The 20,118-nt window shown below is 53.3% G+C and carries 14 protein-coding genes; 12 read left to right on the plus strand and 2 right to left on the minus strand.

Translation table 11 applies throughout. From position 1 onward, the window contains the following. The first annotated feature begins 108 nt into the window (after positions 1–108). From ACZOWY_RS06770 to ACZOWY_RS06780, 3 genes are all read left to right on the plus strand, one after another. On the plus strand, positions 109–1,164 hold the full coding sequence (locus ACZOWY_RS06770; RefSeq protein WP_484394235.1) for an ABC transporter substrate-binding protein: 1,056 nt from the start codon (positions 109–111) through the stop codon (positions 1,162–1,164). Between the two features lie 210 nt (positions 1,165–1,374). Next, complete coding sequence (gndA, locus tag ACZOWY_RS06775; protein ID WP_484394240.1) at positions 1,375–2,847, plus strand: NADP-dependent phosphogluconate dehydrogenase; 1,473 nt, start codon at positions 1,375–1,377, stop codon at positions 2,845–2,847. Between the two features lie 232 nt (positions 2,848–3,079). Beyond that, positions 3,080–4,378 (plus strand): ATP-binding protein, encoded by a 1,299-nt coding sequence (locus ACZOWY_RS06780; RefSeq protein ID WP_484394246.1) that lies wholly within the window; start codon positions 3,080–3,082, stop codon positions 4,376–4,378. A gap of 257 nt (positions 4,379–4,635) precedes the next feature. On the opposite strand, the gene ACZOWY_RS06785 is transcribed toward ACZOWY_RS06780, so the two are convergent. Then, positions 4,636–6,240 carry a hypothetical protein gene (locus ACZOWY_RS06785; RefSeq protein ID WP_484394249.1) on the minus strand — a complete coding sequence of 535 codons (1,605 nt, stop codon included), beginning with the start codon at positions 6,238–6,240 and terminating at the stop codon, positions 4,636–4,638. A 277-nt stretch (positions 6,241–6,517) separates the two neighbouring features. Between ACZOWY_RS06785 and ACZOWY_RS06790 the strand changes: the two genes are divergently transcribed. Together ACZOWY_RS06790 and ftsH are read left to right on the plus strand one after the other, a co-directional pair. Then, positions 6,518–9,958 carry a pyruvate carboxylase gene (locus ACZOWY_RS06790; RefSeq protein ID WP_484394254.1) on the plus strand — a complete coding sequence of 1,147 codons (3,441 nt, stop codon included), beginning with the start codon at positions 6,518–6,520 and terminating at the stop codon, positions 9,956–9,958. 350 nt (positions 9,959–10,308) lie between these two features. Further along, complete coding sequence (gene ftsH / locus ACZOWY_RS06795) at positions 10,309–12,363, plus strand: ATP-dependent zinc metalloprotease FtsH (RefSeq protein ID WP_484394258.1); 2,055 nt, start codon at positions 10,309–10,311, stop codon at positions 12,361–12,363. Between the two features lie 156 nt (positions 12,364–12,519). Here the strand turns inward: ftsH and ACZOWY_RS06800 are convergent, their stop codons facing one another. Then, positions 12,520–13,428: a YitT family protein gene (locus tag ACZOWY_RS06800; protein WP_484394262.1), complete on the minus strand. Its 909-nt coding sequence runs from the start codon at positions 13,426–13,428 to the stop codon at positions 12,520–12,522. A 351-nt stretch (positions 13,429–13,779) separates the two neighbouring features. Here ACZOWY_RS06800 and ispE point away from each other — a divergent pair, with 351 nt between their 5' ends. The 7 genes from ispE to pth all read left to right on the plus strand — a co-directional run bounded on the left by ispE (position 13,780) and on the right by pth (position 20,082). After that, positions 13,780–14,640 carry a 4-(cytidine 5'-diphospho)-2-C-methyl-D-erythritol kinase gene (gene ispE / locus ACZOWY_RS06805; protein WP_484394266.1) on the plus strand — a complete coding sequence of 287 codons (861 nt, stop codon included), beginning with the start codon at positions 13,780–13,782 and terminating at the stop codon, positions 14,638–14,640. Beyond that, positions 14,637–15,353, plus strand: a complete 717-nt coding sequence (locus ACZOWY_RS06810; RefSeq protein ID WP_484394271.1) for a GntR family transcriptional regulator — start codon at positions 14,637–14,639, stop codon at positions 15,351–15,353. Before ispE ends, ACZOWY_RS06810 begins: the two co-directional genes overlap by 4 nt. Before the next feature lie 9 nt (positions 15,354–15,362). Then, a complete protein-coding gene (locus ACZOWY_RS06815; RefSeq protein WP_484394276.1) occupies positions 15,363–16,184 on the plus strand; it encodes a nucleotidyltransferase family protein in 822 nt (273 codons plus the stop codon). Between the two features lie 104 nt (positions 16,185–16,288). Then, complete coding sequence (locus ACZOWY_RS06820; RefSeq protein WP_484394281.1) at positions 16,289–17,254, plus strand: bifunctional UDP-N-acetylglucosamine diphosphorylase/glucosamine-1-phosphate N-acetyltransferase GlmU; 966 nt, start codon at positions 16,289–16,291, stop codon at positions 17,252–17,254. Positions 17,255–17,430: 176 nt separating this feature from the next. Further along, on the plus strand, positions 17,431–18,387 hold the full coding sequence (locus ACZOWY_RS06825; RefSeq protein ID WP_484394285.1) for a ribose-phosphate diphosphokinase: 957 nt from the start codon (positions 17,431–17,433) through the stop codon (positions 18,385–18,387). A gap of 142 nt (positions 18,388–18,529) precedes the next feature. After that, on the plus strand, positions 18,530–19,450 hold the full coding sequence (locus ACZOWY_RS06830; protein ID WP_484394289.1) for a polysaccharide deacetylase family protein: 921 nt from the start codon (positions 18,530–18,532) through the stop codon (positions 19,448–19,450). After that, positions 19,447–20,082, plus strand: coding sequence for an aminoacyl-tRNA hydrolase (gene pth, locus ACZOWY_RS06835; RefSeq protein ID WP_484394293.1), 636 nt, complete (start codon positions 19,447–19,449; stop codon positions 20,080–20,082). The genes ACZOWY_RS06830 and pth overlap by 4 nt, the downstream gene beginning before the upstream one ends. Positions 20,083–20,118: the final 36 nt, after the last annotated feature.

Here is a 20,118-nt window from a genome sequence, read left to right on the forward strand (position 1 = left end):
ACGCATTGCAATTATACCATGGGTATTGACAGACCGATTGAATGAGAAAGGGCATAAAATACAACTATTATTTAATCTTAAAAATAATTATACGAGGAGGAAACAAGGATGAAATTTACCTGGAAAAAAGCAGCTGCGTTTGCAGCAATGGCAGCACTGACTGTTTCGTTTGCAGGCTGCGGCGGCGGAGACAAAAAGGCTGACGACAAGAAAGCCGCTCCGAAGGGCAATGACAAAGAATTGGTTATGTACATGGGTATCGTAGAACAGGCTGCGAAAGTCGTAGCGGCTGAATTCGAAAAAGATACCGGCATCAAAGTAAAATTTGTCCGCATGTCCGGCGGCGAGACCCTGAGCCGTATCCGCGCGGAAAAGAACAACCCCCAGGCCAGCCTGTGGTACGGCGGCAGCGCCGACAGCTTCATCATGGCCAAGAAAGAAGGCCTGCTGGAAGCGTACAAATCCCCCAACGCGGAAAAGATCAAAGCCGAATTCAAGGATCCGGAAGGATTCTGGACCGGCATTTACCAGGGCTACCTGGGCTTCATCCTGGACAAACGCTGGTTTGAGGAACACAAAGCGCAGCCCCCGAAATCCTGGGATGACCTGCTGAAACCGGAATTCAAGGGCCAGATCGTGATGGGCAACCCGGGTTCCGCTTCCACCGGTTATGTGCTGGTTTCCGCTACCGTACAGCGTCTGGGTGAAGAAAAAGGCATGGAATACCTGGCCAAACTGGACAAACAGGTAAAACAGTATACCAAAGCCGGCGCGGCTCCGGCCCGTTCTGCTGCTCTGGGTGAATGCGCCATCGGTATCACCTACCTGCATAACGGCATCCGCCTGATGAAGGAAGGCAACAAGAACGTAGCTCTGTCCCTGCCGGAAGAAGGAACCGCATACGAACTGGGCGCCGTTGCCATGATCAAGAACGCGCCGCAGAAAGAAGCGGCCAAGAAGTTCATCGACTGGTGCTTAACGAAGAAAGCCCAGGAAATCGGCCAGAACAACAATTCTTACCAGTTCCTGACCAATCCGGAAGCCAATCCGCCGAAAGAAGCCCTGTCCTTCAAAGATGCCAAGCTGCTGAAATATGATTTCCAGTGGTCCGGCGACAACCGTGCCCGCCTGCTGGAAGCATGGAACAAGGCTGTGAAGAAATAATAGTGTAGAACCGTAAAGGCGCATGCGTGTTGCGTGCGCCTTTTTTGAAAGCTATTACAAAGCGTTGGGCTTACCCCTCCCTCCCCCGAATCGCGTAGCCGACTCACCCGCAAGCAGCCTTGCGGTTCGTCGCGACACGCTTCATGGGGCAAGCCCTTCCGGGGTAAGCCCAACGCTTTAATTTCAGTTATCGTTAAAAGGAGTTCACGTATGCAAGCGAAAATCGGTTTAATCGGACTGGCGGTTATGGGCGCCAACCTGGCCCGTAATCTGGCAAACAACAACATTCAGACGCTGGTGTTCAACCGTACGGCTGCCAAAACAGAGCAGTTCATGCGTGATTTCGGTTACAATCCCTGCCTGCAGGCGGCATACAGTATGGAAGAACTGGTGCAGAATCTGGAACGGCCCCGGAAGATCATCATGATGATCCAGGCAGGGCCGGCTGTGGATGCCATGCTGGATACCCTTACTCCGCTGTTGGAGGCAGGGGATATCGTCATTGACGGCGGTAATTCCTATTTTGAAGATACCCGGCGGCGCAGCGTGAAGCTGGCGGAACTGGGGATGGAATTTGTCGGCATGGGCGTCAGCGGCGGCGAAGAAGGGGCCCTGAACGGACCCAGCCTGATGCCGGGCTGCAGCCGGAAGGCCTATGTGCAGCTGGAACCCATGCTGCAGGCGATTTCCGCCAAAGCCGGGGAGAGCGGAACCGAACCCTGCGTCGCCTATATCGGGACCGACGGCGCCGGCCACTATGTGAAGATGGTACATAACGGCATTGAATATGCGGACATGCAGCTCATCGCCGACGTGTATACCATCATGCGGCAGGTGCTGGGCATGGAGCCGGAAGAGATGGCGAAGGTCTGGGACGAATGGAACAAGGGTGAACTGTCTTCGTACCTTGTAGAAATTACCGCTAACATTTTGAAGAAAAAGGATGCGGAGACCGGCAAGGCCATGGTGGACGTGATCCTGGATGTGGCGAAACAGAAAGGCACCGGCCGCTGGACCAGCATGAGTGCGCTGGAGCTGGGGGTTGCCGCGCCCACCATTACGGAAGCGGTGTTTGCCCGCAACATGAGCACCTATAAAGAGGAACGCACGGCGCTGGAAAAGGTGTACGTGGATTTGCCGGGGGCTGGCAAAGCGGCAGCGGCGGATACAAACGCTGCCGGGGAAAATAAAAATGCCTCCGTTACGGAAGCGGAAAAAGAACAGCTGCTGGAGGATTTGCGCAATACCTTATATGCGGCGAAAATCTGCGCCTATGCCCAGGGCTTCAACCTGCTGGGAACTGCCAGCGAGACCTACGGCTGGGATCTGCAGATGGATAAAATTTCCAAGATCTGGCGGAACGGCTGCATCATCCGGGCCCGTTTCCTGGATGACGTCAGCGACAGCTTCGCGAAACAGGCGGGGATGAAGAACCTGCTGTTCAGTGACTTCTTCGCGGAAGCCCTGAAAAAAGCCCGTGCAGGCTGGGGCCGTGTGGTGGCTCTGGCAGCGGAACGGGGTGTATCAGTTGTGGCATTAAGCAGCGCCCTGTCCTACTTTGACGCCTACCGCACCGCCAACGGCAATGCCAACGTGCTGCAGGCCCAGCGAGATTACTTTGGCGCCCATACGTACCAGCGCGTGGATAAAGAAGGCAGCTTCCATACGGAGTGGACGGAATAAAGGGAAAGATTAAGTATTTAATATTATAATAAAAATAGCGTCACCCTTGTTATCAAGCGGTGGCGCTGTTTTATATTTTACGGGCTTTTTGCTGAAAATCCGTCGTTCTATAATAGAAAAATGCAAGTAGTTGCAAAAATCTATTCCGGGAACTTGACTTTTTACTGAAATCCTGTCATTCTATAATAGAAAAATGTAAATAGTTGCAAAAATCTATTATGGGGTGACGGCGATGGAGATTAAGCGTAACTACTATCTGAATAAACTGATTCGTAAGCAAGGCAATGGTTTGGTCAAAGTCGTTACGGGCGTGCGCAGATGTGGGAAATCGTTTCTGCTAAACACACTTTTTTTCAAGTATCTGCTGGAAAGCGGCGTAGCTGAAGATCATATCATCCGTTTCGCATTTGATTCTGCTGACGATTTGCAGTTGATAGGGGAAGATCTGCTTGCGTTGCAGGAACAAAAACGGAAAGTGGATCCGGAAAAGTTTATGGATTATATCCGAGCAAAAATTTCCGGGGAGGGAAAGTATTGTCTGCTGCTTGATGAAGTGCAGCTTCTGGATTCTTTTGAGGCAGTGTTAAACGGATATTTGCGCAGAAGTAATATGGATGTGTTTGTGACCGGAAGTAATGCGAAGTTTCTTTCCAAAGACGTGATAACGGAGTTCGCCGGGCGCGGGGACGAAATTCGTATGTATCCGCTTAGTTTTTCGGAATTTATGAGTGTGTTCAAGGGAGATAAGTACGAAGGATTTTCCCAGTACATGCTGTATGGCGGCATCCCTTTAGTTGTGTTGCAGGAAAATTTTCAAGACAAGGCAGCGGTTCTTTCCGGTCTTTTCAGCGAAATATATGTCCGTGACGTAGTAACAAGGAACAATGTACGCAACAGAGGAGAACTGGAAGACTTATTAAATATCCTGTCTTCCACGGTGGGATCGCTGACGAATCCGGAAAAACTGAAAAACACATTTCGCAGCATCAAAAAATCCAGAATTACGGCAGCCACTATACTTAAATATCTGGGTTATCTGGAGGATTCATTTTTGGTGGAGGCGGCCAGCCGTTATGATATCAAAGGGAAGGCGTACATCGAGACGCCGAAGAAATATTATTTTACGGATGCGGGTCTGCGGAACGCGCGGATTAATTTCCGCCAGATTGAACCGACCCATCTCATGGAGAACATAGTCTATAATGAACTGAGGATGCGGGGCTACAGTGTGGATGTAGGCGTTGTACCTGTGGCAGAAAAAGATAGGGACGGAAAAGTGGTTCGTAAGCAGCTGGAAGTGGATTTTGTCTGTAATCTGGGTTTCAGGCGCTATTATATCCAGTCAGCTTACTCCATTTCTGACGAAGAAAAGAAGATGCAGGAAGTCCGTCCTTTCCGCAAGATTGACGATTCTTTCAAAAAAATAATTATTACGCAGGATATGGCGCCGGCGCATTATGATGATTCCGGGGTTCTGACGATGAATATTTATGATTTCCTGCTGGATCCTGCGGCATTGGAAAATCAGTGATGCAATGATAATGAGTTGCATGCAAGTTATAATCAACTGGAACTAAAAAGCAGCAATGGAACGGCATAAGCAAAACATCGGGAACGATTGCGTAATTTCATGAGACGAAATTTGCCGTCGTGGCGAGACTGTCTGAGGGGCGAAGCCCCGAGTTTCGAAGCCACAGGCAAATAAGTCCATGAAATAGCAACCGTTCCCGGTTTTGCGATGCCGTTTCCTTGCTGCTTTACTATTTATGTCAATATTAAGTTTTGTTTTTACAAATCCCCATAATCAAAATCTACTGGCGCCGCGACCCGCTCATCGATGATGGACTGCAGCACCAGCCCGATGAACGGGTTCTGGTTCAGCTGAATAGCCTGGATCACGGCCTTTTTCAATTTTACGGGAACCTTATCCCGGGGCCAGGTAGATACAGACAGGGCCGCCATGCCGATGGCGTGCTCATAAATAGAAGTGAGACAGGCCTGCAGCAACGATTCCCCTTCTCCGGGGTAATCCTTCAGGTAATGGGCAAAATTGACCAGCAGGTCTTCTTCTTCCATATACTGGCGCAGATGGGCTTCCGCACAGTCAAGGAACAGGTGCCGCCGGGTGTCGACACGTTTCTCGTCTCCGCCTGCGTCTGCAAACATCAGATAACGGAGGGCCGTGTGATCTTTCGGATGGTCATTGTAAAATTTAATGACGTCCGGCCAGATGTCGATGTCAAGGTCGGCGGCGAAGTCCACGATTTCCGAATTCAGCCTGCCGCTGTTGTCAAACAGGGAAGCCCGGATCTCCGGTTCCCAGTCCTTGCAATAAATGAGGGCGTCGCACTGGCCGATCAGGAGCTGGGCGGCATTAGCACTGAGAGCTGTGCCCGCTTTTTCCGTCGCCATCAATTCCAGCCGGTCTTTAATGGCAAAGATGGTCAACAGGTTTTTCGGCGTTTTACCATACGTCTCCGCATGGCGCAGGAAGTCACGCAGCAAGGGCTCCAGTGCGATACGTACCGGCATCATCAGGGAATTTTCAAAAGGATTCCCTGCCGGGTCCTGGTTGGGAACGAGGAAGATCATGTAAGTGATGATGACGTTGGCAGCCGCCAGATAAATGTCTTCCGTAATTTCCTTTTCCTGAAGCATCTGCTCCAGGCCGCTTTCCTTGATAATGACCGGCGCCAGGGGCGGCCAGAAGATGCGCAACTCCAGCCCCTTTTTCAGCAGCCAGAGTCGCTGGGCGGGGGTGCGGTACTCCAGCAGCAGCAGTGTGACGGCCTTACCCCAGCCCTGTGTGTGACGGGCCAGGAACCAAAGTTCTTTCTGAGGATGGATTTCACTTAATTGGCAGGCCATGCACAGGAAAATGGTAAACTCCTCACAGCGGGCCATGGTAAAAAGGTCGTTGTACAGGTGTTCCGAAAAAGATTTGCGTACCTGGTCCAGCCCGATGAGGCCGCAGATCAGGTAGGCAAACTTGACGGCTTCCCGGTCTTTGGCGGTGTAAAACCACTCCTGGGCCAGATGCAGCAGGTCATAGCTGAGCTTTTCTCCCCGCAGCTGACCGGCCAGGGCAAAGAACACCGTGATCAGGGGGGTAGTATAGATTTTCTCATACAGATTGTTCTTGGTTTTCTGTGTGGGGTTCTTCAGCCATTCTTTCAGCAGCAGATAGATATCTTTGGCTTCTTCCATGGTACTTTCATCGGTTTTGGGATGGAACATGGCGGCGTCCTCGGCGCCGTAGGTATACTCCCGCATCAGATTGTCAGGCAGGGGGGAACCGTCATAGTTTCCTTTGCTGTCGAGGTGGTCGACGACGAACAGGAAGAGGCTGTTGTAATTGGTATTGGTATTGGTAACTTTATTATCAGAAGACATGGTAACCTCGGAGGCAGTTTCCCGCAGAAAAGCAGTTTCGCAGGAAGTCTGATGTAATCAGTTTGTAAATGAAATGTGTTTTTCGTGCCCTACATTATAGCACATTACAAGAATAATGTATACATGGCGCTGAATAGTTGAATTTGTAAACCTCATATAATACAATAAAGCCACATATCTTAGGGACGCCGGTTTTATCCTTTGGCGCGATTGGACACGCGCTTCCTGTTCCGCCGGTTTTTTCCCGAAAGCCTTTACATTCCAAGGAGGAGACAAGATGAGAAAAATTAAGACGGTTTTAGTTGCCAACCGGGGCGAGATCGCCATCCGCGTGTTCCGTGCCTGCAATGAACTGGGAATTCGTACTATAGCGATTTTTTCCAAAGAGGATACCCTGTCCCTCCATCGCAATAAAGCCGATGAAGCCTATCTGGTAGGCCGGGGCAAAGGCCCGGTGGAAGCCTATCTGGATATTGAAGATATTATGAGGATCGCCCATGAACACGATGTGGATGCCATCCATCCCGGTTACGGCTTCCTGTCGGAAAACGCCGAGCTGGCCAAGCGCTGTGCGGAAGAAGGCTTTATCTTTATCGGACCCCGTGTGGAGCACCTGATCATGTTCGGTGACAAGGTGAATGCCCGCGCCCAGGCGAAACTGGCGGAGATTCCTATGATCCCCGGCAGCGACGGCCCCATTTCTTCTGTGGAAGAAGTCCGGGAGTTTGGGGAAAAGCACGGCTATCCGCTCCTGATCAAGGCGGTCAACGGCGGCGGCGGCCGCGGCATGCGTGCGGTCAACTCTCCGGAGGAAGTGGAAACCGCCTATGCGCTGGCCAAGTCCGAAGCGCTGAAAGCTTTTGGCAACGATGAGATTTATCTGGAAAAATATCTGAAAGACCCGAAACATATTGAAGTGCAGATTCTGGGCGATGAACAGGGCGAGATCGTGCATCTGTACGAGCGCGACTGCTCCGTGCAGCGCCGCCACCAGAAGGTAGTGGAAATGGCACCGGCCACCTTCGTCAAACCGGAATTGCGGAAACGGATCTGCGACGCGGCCGTGAAGTTGATGAAAAATGTGGACTACATCAGTGCCGGCACCGTGGAGTTTCTGGCCACTGCCGATGACGAGTTCTATTTTATTGAAGTAAACCCCCGTATCCAGGTGGAACATACAGTAACAGAAGCCATTACGGGCATTGATATCGTTCAAAGCCAGATCCGCATCGCGGAGGGCTACGGCATCCACAGCCCGGAAGTGGGGATTCCGGAACAGGATAAAATCGGCATCCGGGGCGAGGCCATCCAGTGCCGTATCACTACGGAAGACCCGCTGAACAATTTCATGCCGGATACGGGTAAGCTTATCGCCTACCGCAGCGGCGGCGGCATGGGCATCCGTCTGGACGCAGGCAATGCCTTCACCGGTTCCGTCATTACCCCGTACTACGATTCCCTGCTGGTTAAGGCTACCACCTGGGGCCTGAACCATACGATTGCGGTGACCAAGATGTTGCGCTGTCTGAAGGAGTTCCGTATCCGTGGTGTGAAGACCAACATTGCGTTCCTGGAAAACCTGCTGCAACACCCGCATTTTATCAACGGCACCTATACCACCAATTTCCTTGATGAGACGCCGGAACTGTTCCATTTCCCGGAAGGCCGGGACCGCGGTACCAAACTGCTGCATTATATCGGGGACATTACCGTAAACGGCTATGCCAACGTAGGCGTGGTGCCCAAACCGGAGTTTGCCCCCATGAATCTGCCAAAGCCTTTTACGGGTGAACTTCCCTCCGGCACAAAGCAGATCCTGGACGCCAGAGGACCGGAACGACTGGCTAAGTGGGTGCAGGAGCAGAAAGAAGTGTTGCTGACGGATACCACCTTCCGTGACGCCCACCAGTCCCTGTTTGCCACCCGCCTTCGCACGGCGGATATGCTGCGGGTCATCAAAGATACCGCCGGCAAACTGCCGGAACTGTTTTCTTTTGAATGCTGGGGCGGCGCGACCTTTGACGTGGCTTACCGGTTCCTGGACGAAAGCCCCTGGCAGCGCCTGCAGGCGTTTAAAGAAGCGGCGCCCAACGTACTGTTCCAGATGCTGCTCCGGGGCGCCAACGCCGTCGGGTATACCAGCTATCCGGACAATGTAGTAAAAGAGTTTATCCGCCTGTCCGCCAAAAACGGCGTGGACGTGTTCCGTATCTTCGACTCCCTGAACAGTCTGGATAACATGCGCCTTTCCATTGAGGCGGTGCGGGAATGCAATAAAGTAGCGGAACCCGCGCTGTGCTACACCGGGGACATTCTGGATCCGGAACGGGATAAATATAATCTGAAATACTTTGTGGATATGGCGAAGGAACTGGAACGGGCCGGCGCCAACATCATCTGCATCAAAGATATGGCAGGCCTGCTGAAACCCCAGGCTGCCTACGAACTGATCAGCGCCATGAAGGACGCGGTGACGGTGCCCATCCACCTGCACAGCCACGAAGGCAGTGGCAACACCATCTACACCTATGCCCGGGCCATCGACGCCGGGGTGGATATCGTGGACGTGGCCATGAGCGCCATGAGCAACGGGACTTCTCAACCTTCCGCTGCCAGCCTGTATTATGCCCTGGAAGGACATCCCCGCCAGCCTAAGCTGAGCGTGGACGCACTGAATGAATTCTCCCGGTACTGGGAGACCATCCGTCCCTATTACAAAGCGGCAGACAAGACGGAAAACTTCCCCAATCCGGAAGTCTATGTACACGAGATGCCCGGCGGGCAGTATACCAACCTGAAGCAGCAGGCCGCTGCCCTGGGACTGCTGGACCGCTGGGAGGATATCAAGGACATGTACCACCGCGTCAGCATGATGTTCGGCGATGTGATCAAGGTCACGCCGTCTTCCAAAGTCGTGGGCGACATGACCCTGTACATGGTGCAGAATGAAATTACGGAAGAGGATGTGTATGCCAACGGGGATACCATGGACTTCCCGAAATCCGTCATCGAATTCTTTGAAGGCCGCATCGGCACGCCTTACGGCGGCTTCCCGAAACGCCTGCAGAAGATTGTGCTGAAAGGGAAAGAACCGATTGCCCAGCGCCCCGGTGCCGTACTGCCTCCGGTTGATTTTGAAGAGGTCCGGAAAAAGCTGGAAGACATGAACGCGCCCACTACGGACGAAGCGGTTTCCTCGTACTGCCTGTATCCGGATGTGTTCAAACAGTGGGTGACCCGCTGTGAGGAATACGGGGATGTAAGCGTGCTGGATACACCCACCTTCTTCTTCGGCATGACCGTGGGCGAAGAAGTGGACGTGGAGATCGAAAAGGGCAAAGTGGTCATCATCAAACTGATCCATATCAGCGAGCCCAACGAAAACGGCAAGCGCACCGTGTCCTTTGAGTTCAACGGTATGCCCCGTGAACTGGAGATCTTCGACAAGAACGTGAAGACGGAAAACGTGGCCCGCAAGAAAGCGGACAAGAGCAACCCGGGCGAAGTAGGGGCCACCCTGTCCGGTTCCGTGGTGAAGCTGTTGGTGGAAAAGGGGCAGAGCGTAACTAAGGGAACGCCGCTGCTGGTTACCGAGGCCATGAAGATGGAGACCACCATTGCAGCGCCCATCAGCGGTATCATCGGCCAGATACATGTACAGGCCGGCAGCCGCATTGAGAGCGGGGACTGCCTGCTGGAGATCGATTCGAAGAATTAAGGCATAGTTAAAATTTAAAGACAAAGCGTGCAAGGCTTCACAAAACCGTACGTGTTTGTGATTCCATGGACTTATGCGCCTGCGGCTTCGAAACTCGGGGCTTCGCCCCTCAGACAGTCTCGCCGCGACGGCGCATTTCATCTCATGGAATTACACAAACACTTCCGACGTTTTGTTCAGTCCTTGCACGCTTTTGTTTTAAATGTAAAGTTTATATAATGATAGTCATTCAAAAGATTGACTTTTTGATTTTTCAATTATTTCACTTGTCAGAGTAATTGTTTCGCGATAGAATAAACTATCATATTACTATGAAAAATAATACTGCAGTCGAGAGGTGAAATATATTTATGAATAACAACAACGATAATGGCAGAAAGCCGCTGTATTATTACTACATACTGGCTCTGGTCGTGCTGATGTTCCTGAACACGTCGGTGTTCCCTTCCATGTTCAAGACCAAAGTGACAGACCTGTCATACGACTCCTTTATCCAGATGGTGGATGAGGGAAAGTTCGCGAAGGTGGAGATTAGCGATAAACGGATTGCGGCGACAGCCAAGGATCCGGAGGATAAAAAGATTTATGTCACCGGCCGGGTGGAGGACAATCAGCTGGTAGAGAAGCTGATGAAAAGCAAAGTGACGTTTTCCCAGGTCATTCCCCGGGAACCCGGACTGCTGGAAAGTATTCTTACAACCTGGATCCTACCTATCATCATATTCTTTGCCATCGGCCAGCTCATTATGCGTTACATTGGCGGTAAGGGTTTCGGTGGTATGGGCAACTTCGGCAAGAGTAATGCCAAGGTGTACATGCAGGCCCAGACCGGCGTCACCTTTGCGGATGTGGCGGGGCAGGACGAGGCCAAGGAAGCATTGGTGGAACTGGTGGATTTCCTGCATAATCCCGGCAAGTATTCCTCTATCGGCGCTACCATGCCGAAGGGCGCCCTGCTGGTAGGACCTCCCGGTACCGGTAAGACTCTGCTGGCCAAGGCCATCGCCGGGGAAGCGAAGGTGCCGTTCTTCAGCATTTCCGGTTCCGAATTTATTGAAATGTTTGTCGGCATGGGCGCGGCCCGCGTTCGTGATTTATTTAAGGAAGCCCAGAAAAAGGCTCCCTGTATCGTATTTATCGACGAAATCGATGCCATCGGCAAAAAGCGTGACAGCGGTGCGTTCGGCAGCAACGATGAACGGGAGCAGACGCTGAACCAGCTGCTGTCCGAGATGGATGGCTTTGACGGCAGCAAGGGCGTGATCATCCTGGCGGCCACCAACCGGCCGGAATCCCTGGATGCCGCGTTACTTCGTCCGGGCCGGTTTGACCGCCGGATCCCGGTGGAACTGCCGGACGTGAACGGTCGTGAGGCGATCCTGAAAGTCCATGCCAAAGATGTGAAGATGAGCGACGATGTGGACCTGAAAAAGATCGCCCGATCCACTCCCGGTGCCAGCGGCGCGGAACTGGCCAACATTATTAACGAAGCAGCCCTGTGCGCCGTGCGTAACAAGCGGGAAAAAGTGACCAACGTGGACCTGGAGCAGGCGGTGGATATCATCATTGCCGGCTATCAGCGTAAGAGCATGGTCATTTCCGAAGAGGAAAAGAAGAACACTGCGTACCATGAGATCGGTCACGCGCTGGTGGCCGCCAGCCAGACACACAGCGCCCCGGTGGAAAAAATCACGATCATTCCCCACACCAACGGTTCCCTGGGTTACACCATGCAGGTGGACGAACAGGAAAAGGTCAATTATACCAAGGAAGACCTGTTTACTAAAATTGTGACCTTCACCGGCGGCCGGGCAGCGGAAGAAGTGGTGTTCAACCACATGACCGCCGGCGCCTCCAACGATATTGAGCAGGCGACCCGTCTGGCCCGGGCCATGGTGACACGGTTCGGCATGACGGAAGAATTCGGCATGATGGGTATGGAGACCATCCATAACGCGTATCTGGGCGGCGATGCTACCCTGACCTGCAGTGAAGCCACCCTGGAAAAGGTGGACGTAAAGGTCATGGAGATCATTAAAGAAGCCCACCGGAAAGCGCTGGCGATTTTGCGGGAGCACCGGGACGATCTGGACCGTCTGGCAGCGTACCTGCTGGAAAAAGAAACCATTACCGGCGTGGAGTTTATGGCGATCCTGAATAACGAAGATCCTGCGGAAGCCATGCGGAAAGCGGCGGAAGAAGCAGAATCCCGCAATGCGGAACAGCGGGTGAAGGATGAGGAAAAGGCCCGCCGGGAAGCGGAAGAACTGGCGGCCAAGCAGGCCCAGTGGACGGCGGCTTCGGCTGCGGCCGGCATGGAAAACGGTGCTTTGGGAAAAGAAGTGAAGGACGGGGCGACGGATGCCGAATTCCGCCCGGCGGATGAAGAGAAAAAAGAAGAATAGCGCCGGTTGTCCGTAAAGAAATTTGACAGATAAAGTATATAAGAAAAAAGAATAAGCGGAGACCATATCCCTGAAGGGGCCCCTTCGATGAGTGAAACGAGGAGGGGGAATAAGGGATAGGTCTCCGCTTTATTAATAACTGTTATATGTTTATTATTACACTTTTTCCGCTTCACCCATTTCACTCCAGCCGGTGCGCAGTTCCGGCGGGCGCTGCACGGTGTGGTCGGTGCGCTGGGTAAAGCCCCGGCCGAATACGTCGCTGGCATCCTGCACGATCATGAAAGCAAAGGGGTCCAGCTTTTTGACCAGCTGTTTGATCTTGGCCACCTGGGTCAGCTTGACCACGCAGAACAGCAGTTTCCGGTGCTGGTGGGTGTAGGCGCCTTCCCCTTCGATATAGGTGACGCCCCGGCCTACGATCTTGATGATGGCTTCGGCGATTTCTTCGTTGCGGTCGCTGATGATGATTATGTTTTTCTTGAAATCAAAGCCGTCGGTGAAGGCGTTGGAAACTTTAAATACGACGAAGTACGCGGTGAGGGTGTACAGGGCCGGTTCCAGTCCGAAGAAGAAAGCGCCTGCCGTCAGCAGCACGATGTTGATCAGGAAACCGGTGGTGCCGATGCTGATGCTGTAAAATTTCTGGACGATGGCACCGATGATGTCGCTGCCACCGGTGCTGCCGCCCACCCGGTACAGGGTGCCCAGCCCGATGCCATGGAGCACACCGCCGGCGATACAGCTCAGCATGGGGTCGTGGACCTGCGTGAGCTGCTGCAGCGGCGCAAACAGATGCAGGAAAAAGGACAGGACCAGGGTGCCGTAAATGCCGCTGATAAAATAGTTGCGGCTCATCAGTTTATAAGCCAGGATGAACAGAGGGATATTGAAGAGGATGTTGGTGACACTGACCTGCCAGCCGAACAGGTAGTACAGGATCATGCCCAGACCGGTGATGCCGCCGCTCAGTAAGTGGTGGGGCAGGAAAAAGGCGTTCAGCGCGATGCCGGAGATGCAGGTTCCCAATGTAATGGTCAGGTAGCGTTTTAGTTGTTTATTCATACTATATACCCCCTTGTAATGAATCAGAATTCCGTGTACAAACGTTTTTTGGACATGTGTCAGTTATTGTTGCTGACCTGATTTAATGTAGAGGTCAGGCAGAAAATACCTACATAGCATACCACTACGGTAAAAAAATGCAAGGGGGCAGTGAAAGAAAATCATTTAATCAGCGTCTTCTTAAAAATAAGTTTATTCATTTTTTGAGTGGGAAATATTTAAAAAAATGCTGTAATATGCTAAAATGTATTTGAAATTTTGTATACAGTATTTTTTGTCTTTGCATAAGGCAATCATATATGCCTGCCTGCAGGAGCATGATGATTGCCGCTATAGATTAAGGAACGGTTTATGAAACTGACTGAAACAGGGTATGCCAAGATCAATCTGGGGCTGGACGTGTTGGGCCTGCGTCCGGACAGGTACCACGAAGTTGCCATGGTGATGCAGACGATTAGCCTGGCGGACACCATTACCATTACGGAGAGCCCGGAACTGGTTGTGACGACAGATCGTATCGGGCTGGAAGGGGGGCCTTCCAACCTGGCTTATAAGGCGGCCGTGCTGATGGGAGAATTTGCCCACCGGGAGCCCCGGGTACACATCCACATTGAAAAAAAGATTTTTCTGGCGGCCGGGCTGGCGGGAGGTAGTACGGATGCTGCGGCGGTCCTGCGGGGGCTGAACCGGTACTGGGAACTGCACCTGTCCGTGGAGAAGCTGGAACGGCTGGGGGCCAAGCTGGGGTCTGATGTTCCCTTCTGTGTGGCAGGCGGAACGGCACTGGCCACCGGCCGGGGTGAGATACTGACTCCGCTGCCGGATTTACCGCCGTTACAGTTGGTACTGGCGAAACCGGCTCTGGAGATCTCCACACCATGGGCCTACCGGGAGTATGATAAGCAGAAGAATGTGGTCCATCCGGACATCGAGGGTATGGTGCAGGCTGTACAGACCGGCGATGTGCAGGGCGTGCTGCAGCGCTGCGGCAACGTGCTGGAGCCGGTGACGGCAGGCGCCCGCCCGGAAATCCGGGAGATTCGGCAGCAGATGCTGCAGAACGGGGCCGGGCCGGTCATGATGAGCGGCAGCGGTCCGACGGTGTTCGGAATCATAAAAGATAAAGAGGCCGGCGAAAAAATTGCCGGGATATTGCAGTCACAGCGTCTGGAAACCGCAGTGGCGGAGATGGTGGGGAGGAAGAAGATATGAGCGGACATTTGGAACAGATTCGTCTGGACAGTTATAAACCTTTGCGGGAGCTGGTGTGCGAACACATCCGGGAAGCGATCATCAACGGCGTCTTCGCGCCGGGAGAACGCCTGATGGAGATCCAGATGGCGGATGAGATGGGCGTAAGCCGTACCCCGGTGCGGGAAGCGATCCGCAAGCTGGAAATGGAAGGCTTTGTGGTGATGATCCCCCGGCGGGGCACCTATGTTTCCAACATGTCTATCAAGGATATCAACGACGTATATGAGATCCGCATCAGTCTGGACACCCTGGCTGCCGGGCTGGCGGCGGAGCGCATCAGCGACGAAGAACTGGAAGAGCTGCAACGCCTGCTGGTAAAGGTGGGTAATGCCATTGAAGAGAATGATATGTCCAAAGTGGTGGAAGCGGATATTGAATTCCACGATGTTTTATACAAGGCCAGCCGCAATGAACGGCTGCGCAACATCATCAACAACCTGCGGGAGCAGATCACGGTGATCCGGGGCGTATCCATGCGCTATCCGGGCCGGTTAAAGGATACCCAGGAAGAACACCGACGGTTAGTGGAAAGCATTGCAGCCCGGGATGTGGAGAAGAGCCAGGAAGCAGCCCGCATCCATCTGGAAAACGCGGAACGGACCCTGATGGCTGCCATGTCGGAACGGAATGGCGGCGAGGAGTTCCATACTTCTCTTGCGGTGAAAAAGTGACGGGACAACATGAATACAGCAACGATGCAATATAAGGAGACGCTGTCTGAGCGGCGTCTCCTTAAATATGACCTGGTGATCCTGGCCGGCGGCGGAGGTACGGTATCCCTGCCGGGGCAGGAGCGGCAGCCAAGGGCGCTGGCACAACTGAAGGGGCGCCGTCTGTTGGATTATATAATGGAATCAGTCCGCCAAAGCAACCGTATCGCATCCGTGGTCCTGGTGACACACAGCGGGCACCTGCAAGCGTTCCGGCAGGCGGCCGTTCCGGGTATGCTGTTATGCGCCTGTGACGGCAGCATGGCGGAATGCGCGGCGGCGGCGATCCAAAAACTGAGGGAACAGCCGGGGCATGAAAACATAGATAAGGTCGTTACCGTGTGTGATGACCTTCCCTTTCTGACCGGGGAAGCCCTGGACGATTTTATCGCCCGGGCGGAAGCGGCAGAGGCGGACGGGGTCTACGCCATCGTACGGAAAGAGGCCTGCCTGCGAGAGTTTCCTTCGTTGCGTCGCACCTTCTTCCATTTAAAAGAAGGCGATTTTACCGGTGGTAATGTTTCGCTGGTTTCCGTGCATTTATTCCCGGGCTGTATCGAAAAGATGAAAGAAGTTTTTGCCCTGCGCAAAAATCCGGTAAAGCTGGCAGCCTGGCTGGGGCCGCTCTTTATCCTGAAGATGCTTTTGCACCGGTTGTCCCTTGCAGATGTGGAGAATAAGGTTTCGGAGCTGTTCGGCTACCGGGGACGGGCCGTCATTACGGATCACGCCTGCATCGGTACGGATCTGGACAGGGCGGAGGAATGGGCGGTGGCAGAAAAATATTTGTAATTCTTTCCGCCGCATATTATAATGTGGCAAATGATAAATGAAGTTTTTACAGATTTGTTTATAAATTATGAGAGTTACCAGGCGATCAAAGGAGAGTATTTAGAATGGCAAAATTAACGGCTGTGATTCTGGCAGCAGGCAAAGGTACACGGATGAAGTCCAAACTGCCCAAAGTATTGCATAAAGTAGGCGGGCATCCCATGCTGGAACATGTGATGGACGCGGCAGAAGCGGCAGGCTGCCGTGATAACGTGGTCGTGATCGGCCACGGCGCGGAGCTGGTACGGGAACTGGTAGGCAGCCGGGCCCGGATCGCCCTCCAGGCGGAACAGCTGGGAACAGGCCATGCGGTGCTGCAGGCAGCGGATACCCTGAAGGATTTTACCGGCACGGTGATGATCCTGTGCGGCGACACGCCGCTGCTGGAGGCGGATGAACTGAAAAAGTTTTATGAGGAACACGTAAAATCCGGCGCGGTAGCCACCGTGATGTCCGCCGTGATGGAAGATCCCTTCGGCTACGGCCGTATCCTGCGGGATGCCAACGGGGATGTAGCCGGCATCGTGGAGCAGAAAGACGCTTCCGAAGAGCAGAAGCTGATTAAGGAAATCAATACCGGCAACTACTGCGTGGAAGCCCCGCTCCTGTTTGAAGTGCTGCGGACGCTGGGCAACAATAACGCCCAGGGGGAATATTACCTGACAGATGTGCTGGCCAAACTGCGGGCCATGGGCAAAAAAGTAGGCGGCGTGGTCACAGCGGACAGCGAAATGATCATGGGCGTCAACAGCCGCCGCCAGCTGGCGGAAGCGGAAAGCGTCATGCGCCGCCGTATTCTGGAACGGCTCATGGACGAAGGCGTGACAGTTATGGATCCGGCTTCCACGTTTATTGAAAAGAGTGTAAAAATCGCACCGGATACCGTGATCTATCCCAACACCTGGCTGCAGGGGACGACGGTGATCGGGGAAGACTGCCAGATCGGTCCCAACGTGCGTCTGGAAAACGTGAAAGTGGCCGACGGATGCTGCTGCGAATTTACCCATGTGCAAAACTGCGAAATAAAATAAATACGGGAGCGCAAACTTATTAATAAGAATTATAAACCGGATGAACCTGTTTTTCCCCTTAATAAAAATACTTGTGGAAAACAGGTCGTTTGGTATATACTAAGTAGGGATTTTTGAAATAGCAGTTCAAGGCAAGTCATTTCATGATACCAAGGGAGACAGGGGAGGACGTCCAAATGTTGGCAAATGAAGACAAATTCAGGATTTTTACTGGTAACGCAAATCCGGACCTGGCACGGGAAATCGCGGCCTATCTGGGAACCACGCTGGGTGACGCGGTCATCAACCGGTTTAACAACGGCGAAGTGCAGGCCATGATCAATGAAAGCGTTCGCGGCAAAGATGTATTTATTGTCCAGCCTACATGCGGACCCATTGTCAATGACAATGTGATGGAACTGCTGATTATGGCAGATGCCTTCAAACGGGCTTCCGCCAATCATATCATCGCGGTGATCCCGTTCTATGGATATGCCCGTCAGGACCGCAAGGCCCGGGGCCGGGAACCGATCACGGCCAAGCTGATGGCGGATATTCTGCAGTGCGCCGGTATCACCCGGGTGGTGACCATCGACCTGCATGCGGCCCAGATACAGGGTTTCTTCAACATCCCGCTGGATCATATGCCGGCGGCTCCCGTACTGGCCGATTACATCAAACAGAAGAATCTGAAGGATATGATCGTAGTGTCTCCTGACCTGGGCGGCGTAAGCCGTGCCCGTGTCTTTGCGGAACGGCTGAACTGCGGTCTGGCCATTATTGATAAACGCCGTCCCGAACCGGGCGTGGCGGAAGTCATGAACCTGATTGGCAGCGTAGAAGGCAAGACGGCCATCATGGTGGACGATATGGTAGATACGGCCGGTTCCCTGACCGAAGGAGCCAAGGCGCTGAAAAAGTTTGGGGCCAAAGAAGTCTATGCCTGCTGCACCCATCCTATCCTGACGGATCCGGCTTTAAACCGCATTGCTGCTTCGGATATTACGGAACTGGTTGTGACCAATACCATTCCGCTGCCTCCGAACAAGAAGCATCCTAAGATTAAAGTTCTTTCGATTGCCCCGATCCTGGCAGAGACCATGCTCCGTATTTACAACGACTGGTCGGTAAGCCAGCTGTTTGAAGAAGTATAAGGACAGGTATTTATCAGATGTAAGGTGCGCATTTGCCCGGCTTATGGGCTGGTGTTTTCTTACGATTCGGTTTTCTCAGGCTCCGTGTCACATTGGCGGAGCCTTTATTTTATTTTTGGTTTGGTAACTAAGGGTAATTTTTATGCGTGTAGTATATATCATGGGGGCGTTTTATCTGGCGGCGCTGGTTTTCCTTTGGGTGGGGCGGCTGGGCAAAATCTCCCGGAAACTGGCCGTCACAGTTTCCGCAGTCTTCCTGTTGGCAGGGTCCGGCGCACTGGCGGCGGCAGTGTATCCGATTGGCAACAGTTATGGAAAAACGGTGAACCGTTTGCAGGATTTACCCGGCAATGGGGTGGTCGCTGCGCCGTCTCCTGGCGGTGCGGAATTTGCGGCGCCGTTACCGGGCAGTGCGGCGCAAAAGCCTGCTCCGGACAGCGGCAAGACCGGTTCACCGGCTATACCATCAGGCGGGTATATGGCCCTGACCTTTGACGACGGGCCCTATCCGCCTTATACGGACCGTCTGCTGGATGTACTGAAAGAGAAGAAGGCCCATGCCACGTTCTTTCTGGTGGCGGAGCAGGCGCAGCGGCATCCGGAACTGGTGAAACGGGCGCTGGCTGAGGGACATACGGTCGGGCTGCACGCCTTCCGGCACCGGGACTTCCTGAAGCTGACGGAAGAAGAAAAACAAAAGGATCTGGCGCAGGGGAAAAAAGTACTTCATGGCATTACCGGTAAAGAACCGGTGTACTGGCGCCCGCCCCACGGCTTCCGGGATTTTTCCGTGATGGAAGAAGCGGCTGCGCAAAACCTGGCAGTGGTAAACTGGTCGGTGATTCCCCGGGACTGGACGGGGATCGGGAAACAGGAAATCTATGGCCGGGTGATGGCCAAAGCAGAAGACGGGGCCATCGTCCTGCTGCATGACGGGGACAGCCCGTTTTACAAAGCAACCCGTCAGGCAACGGTGGACGCGGTGGCTTTGCTCATTGACAGCCTGCGGGAAAAAGGGTATCATTTGGTATCGTTGGAAGAATATCAGGAGATAAACAGATGAAAATTATAGCAGGCCTGGGGAATATCGGCAAAGAGTACGATAAGACCCGGCATAATATCGGTTTTATGGTGGCGGATGAACTGGCCCGGCGCTGGAATCTGGAGAATGCCTGGCGGACGGACCGGAACGCCATGTATGTAGAATATCGTGCGCCGGAAAAGGTGTTCCTGCTGAAGCCGACGACCTATATGAACCTGAGCGGCAACGCGGTAGGACCCTGGGCCCACTTTTTTAATATTGCCCCGGAGGACGTGGCGGTGGTCCATGACGATATGGACCTGCCTTTAGGAACCATACGGATCCGGAAGAACGGATCCAGCGGCGGTCATAACGGGATCAAATCCATCATCAGCAACCTGGGGACGGACGCCTTTCCCCGGTTCCGGCTGGGCATCGGCCATCCGGTCCACGAGCAGCAGGCGGTGATCAGCCATGTGTTGCAGCGCTTTGCCGGCGACGATAAAACGCTGATCGACGAAGCCGTCAAAAAGATGGCGGACGCCCTGGAGCTGTGGCTGAAAGAAGGCGGCGATCTGAATCCGGTGATGCAGCAGTTCAACACCAAACCGGCCAAGGCGAAGAAGCGGGCGGCAAAAGAAGCGGAACAGACTGCCGTGGCGGAACCACAGTAGAATTTCATTTTTTTAAAACTTCCACTTGCGCTCCGG

The sequence above is a fragment of the Succiniclasticum sp. genome, from assembly GCF_056977735.1.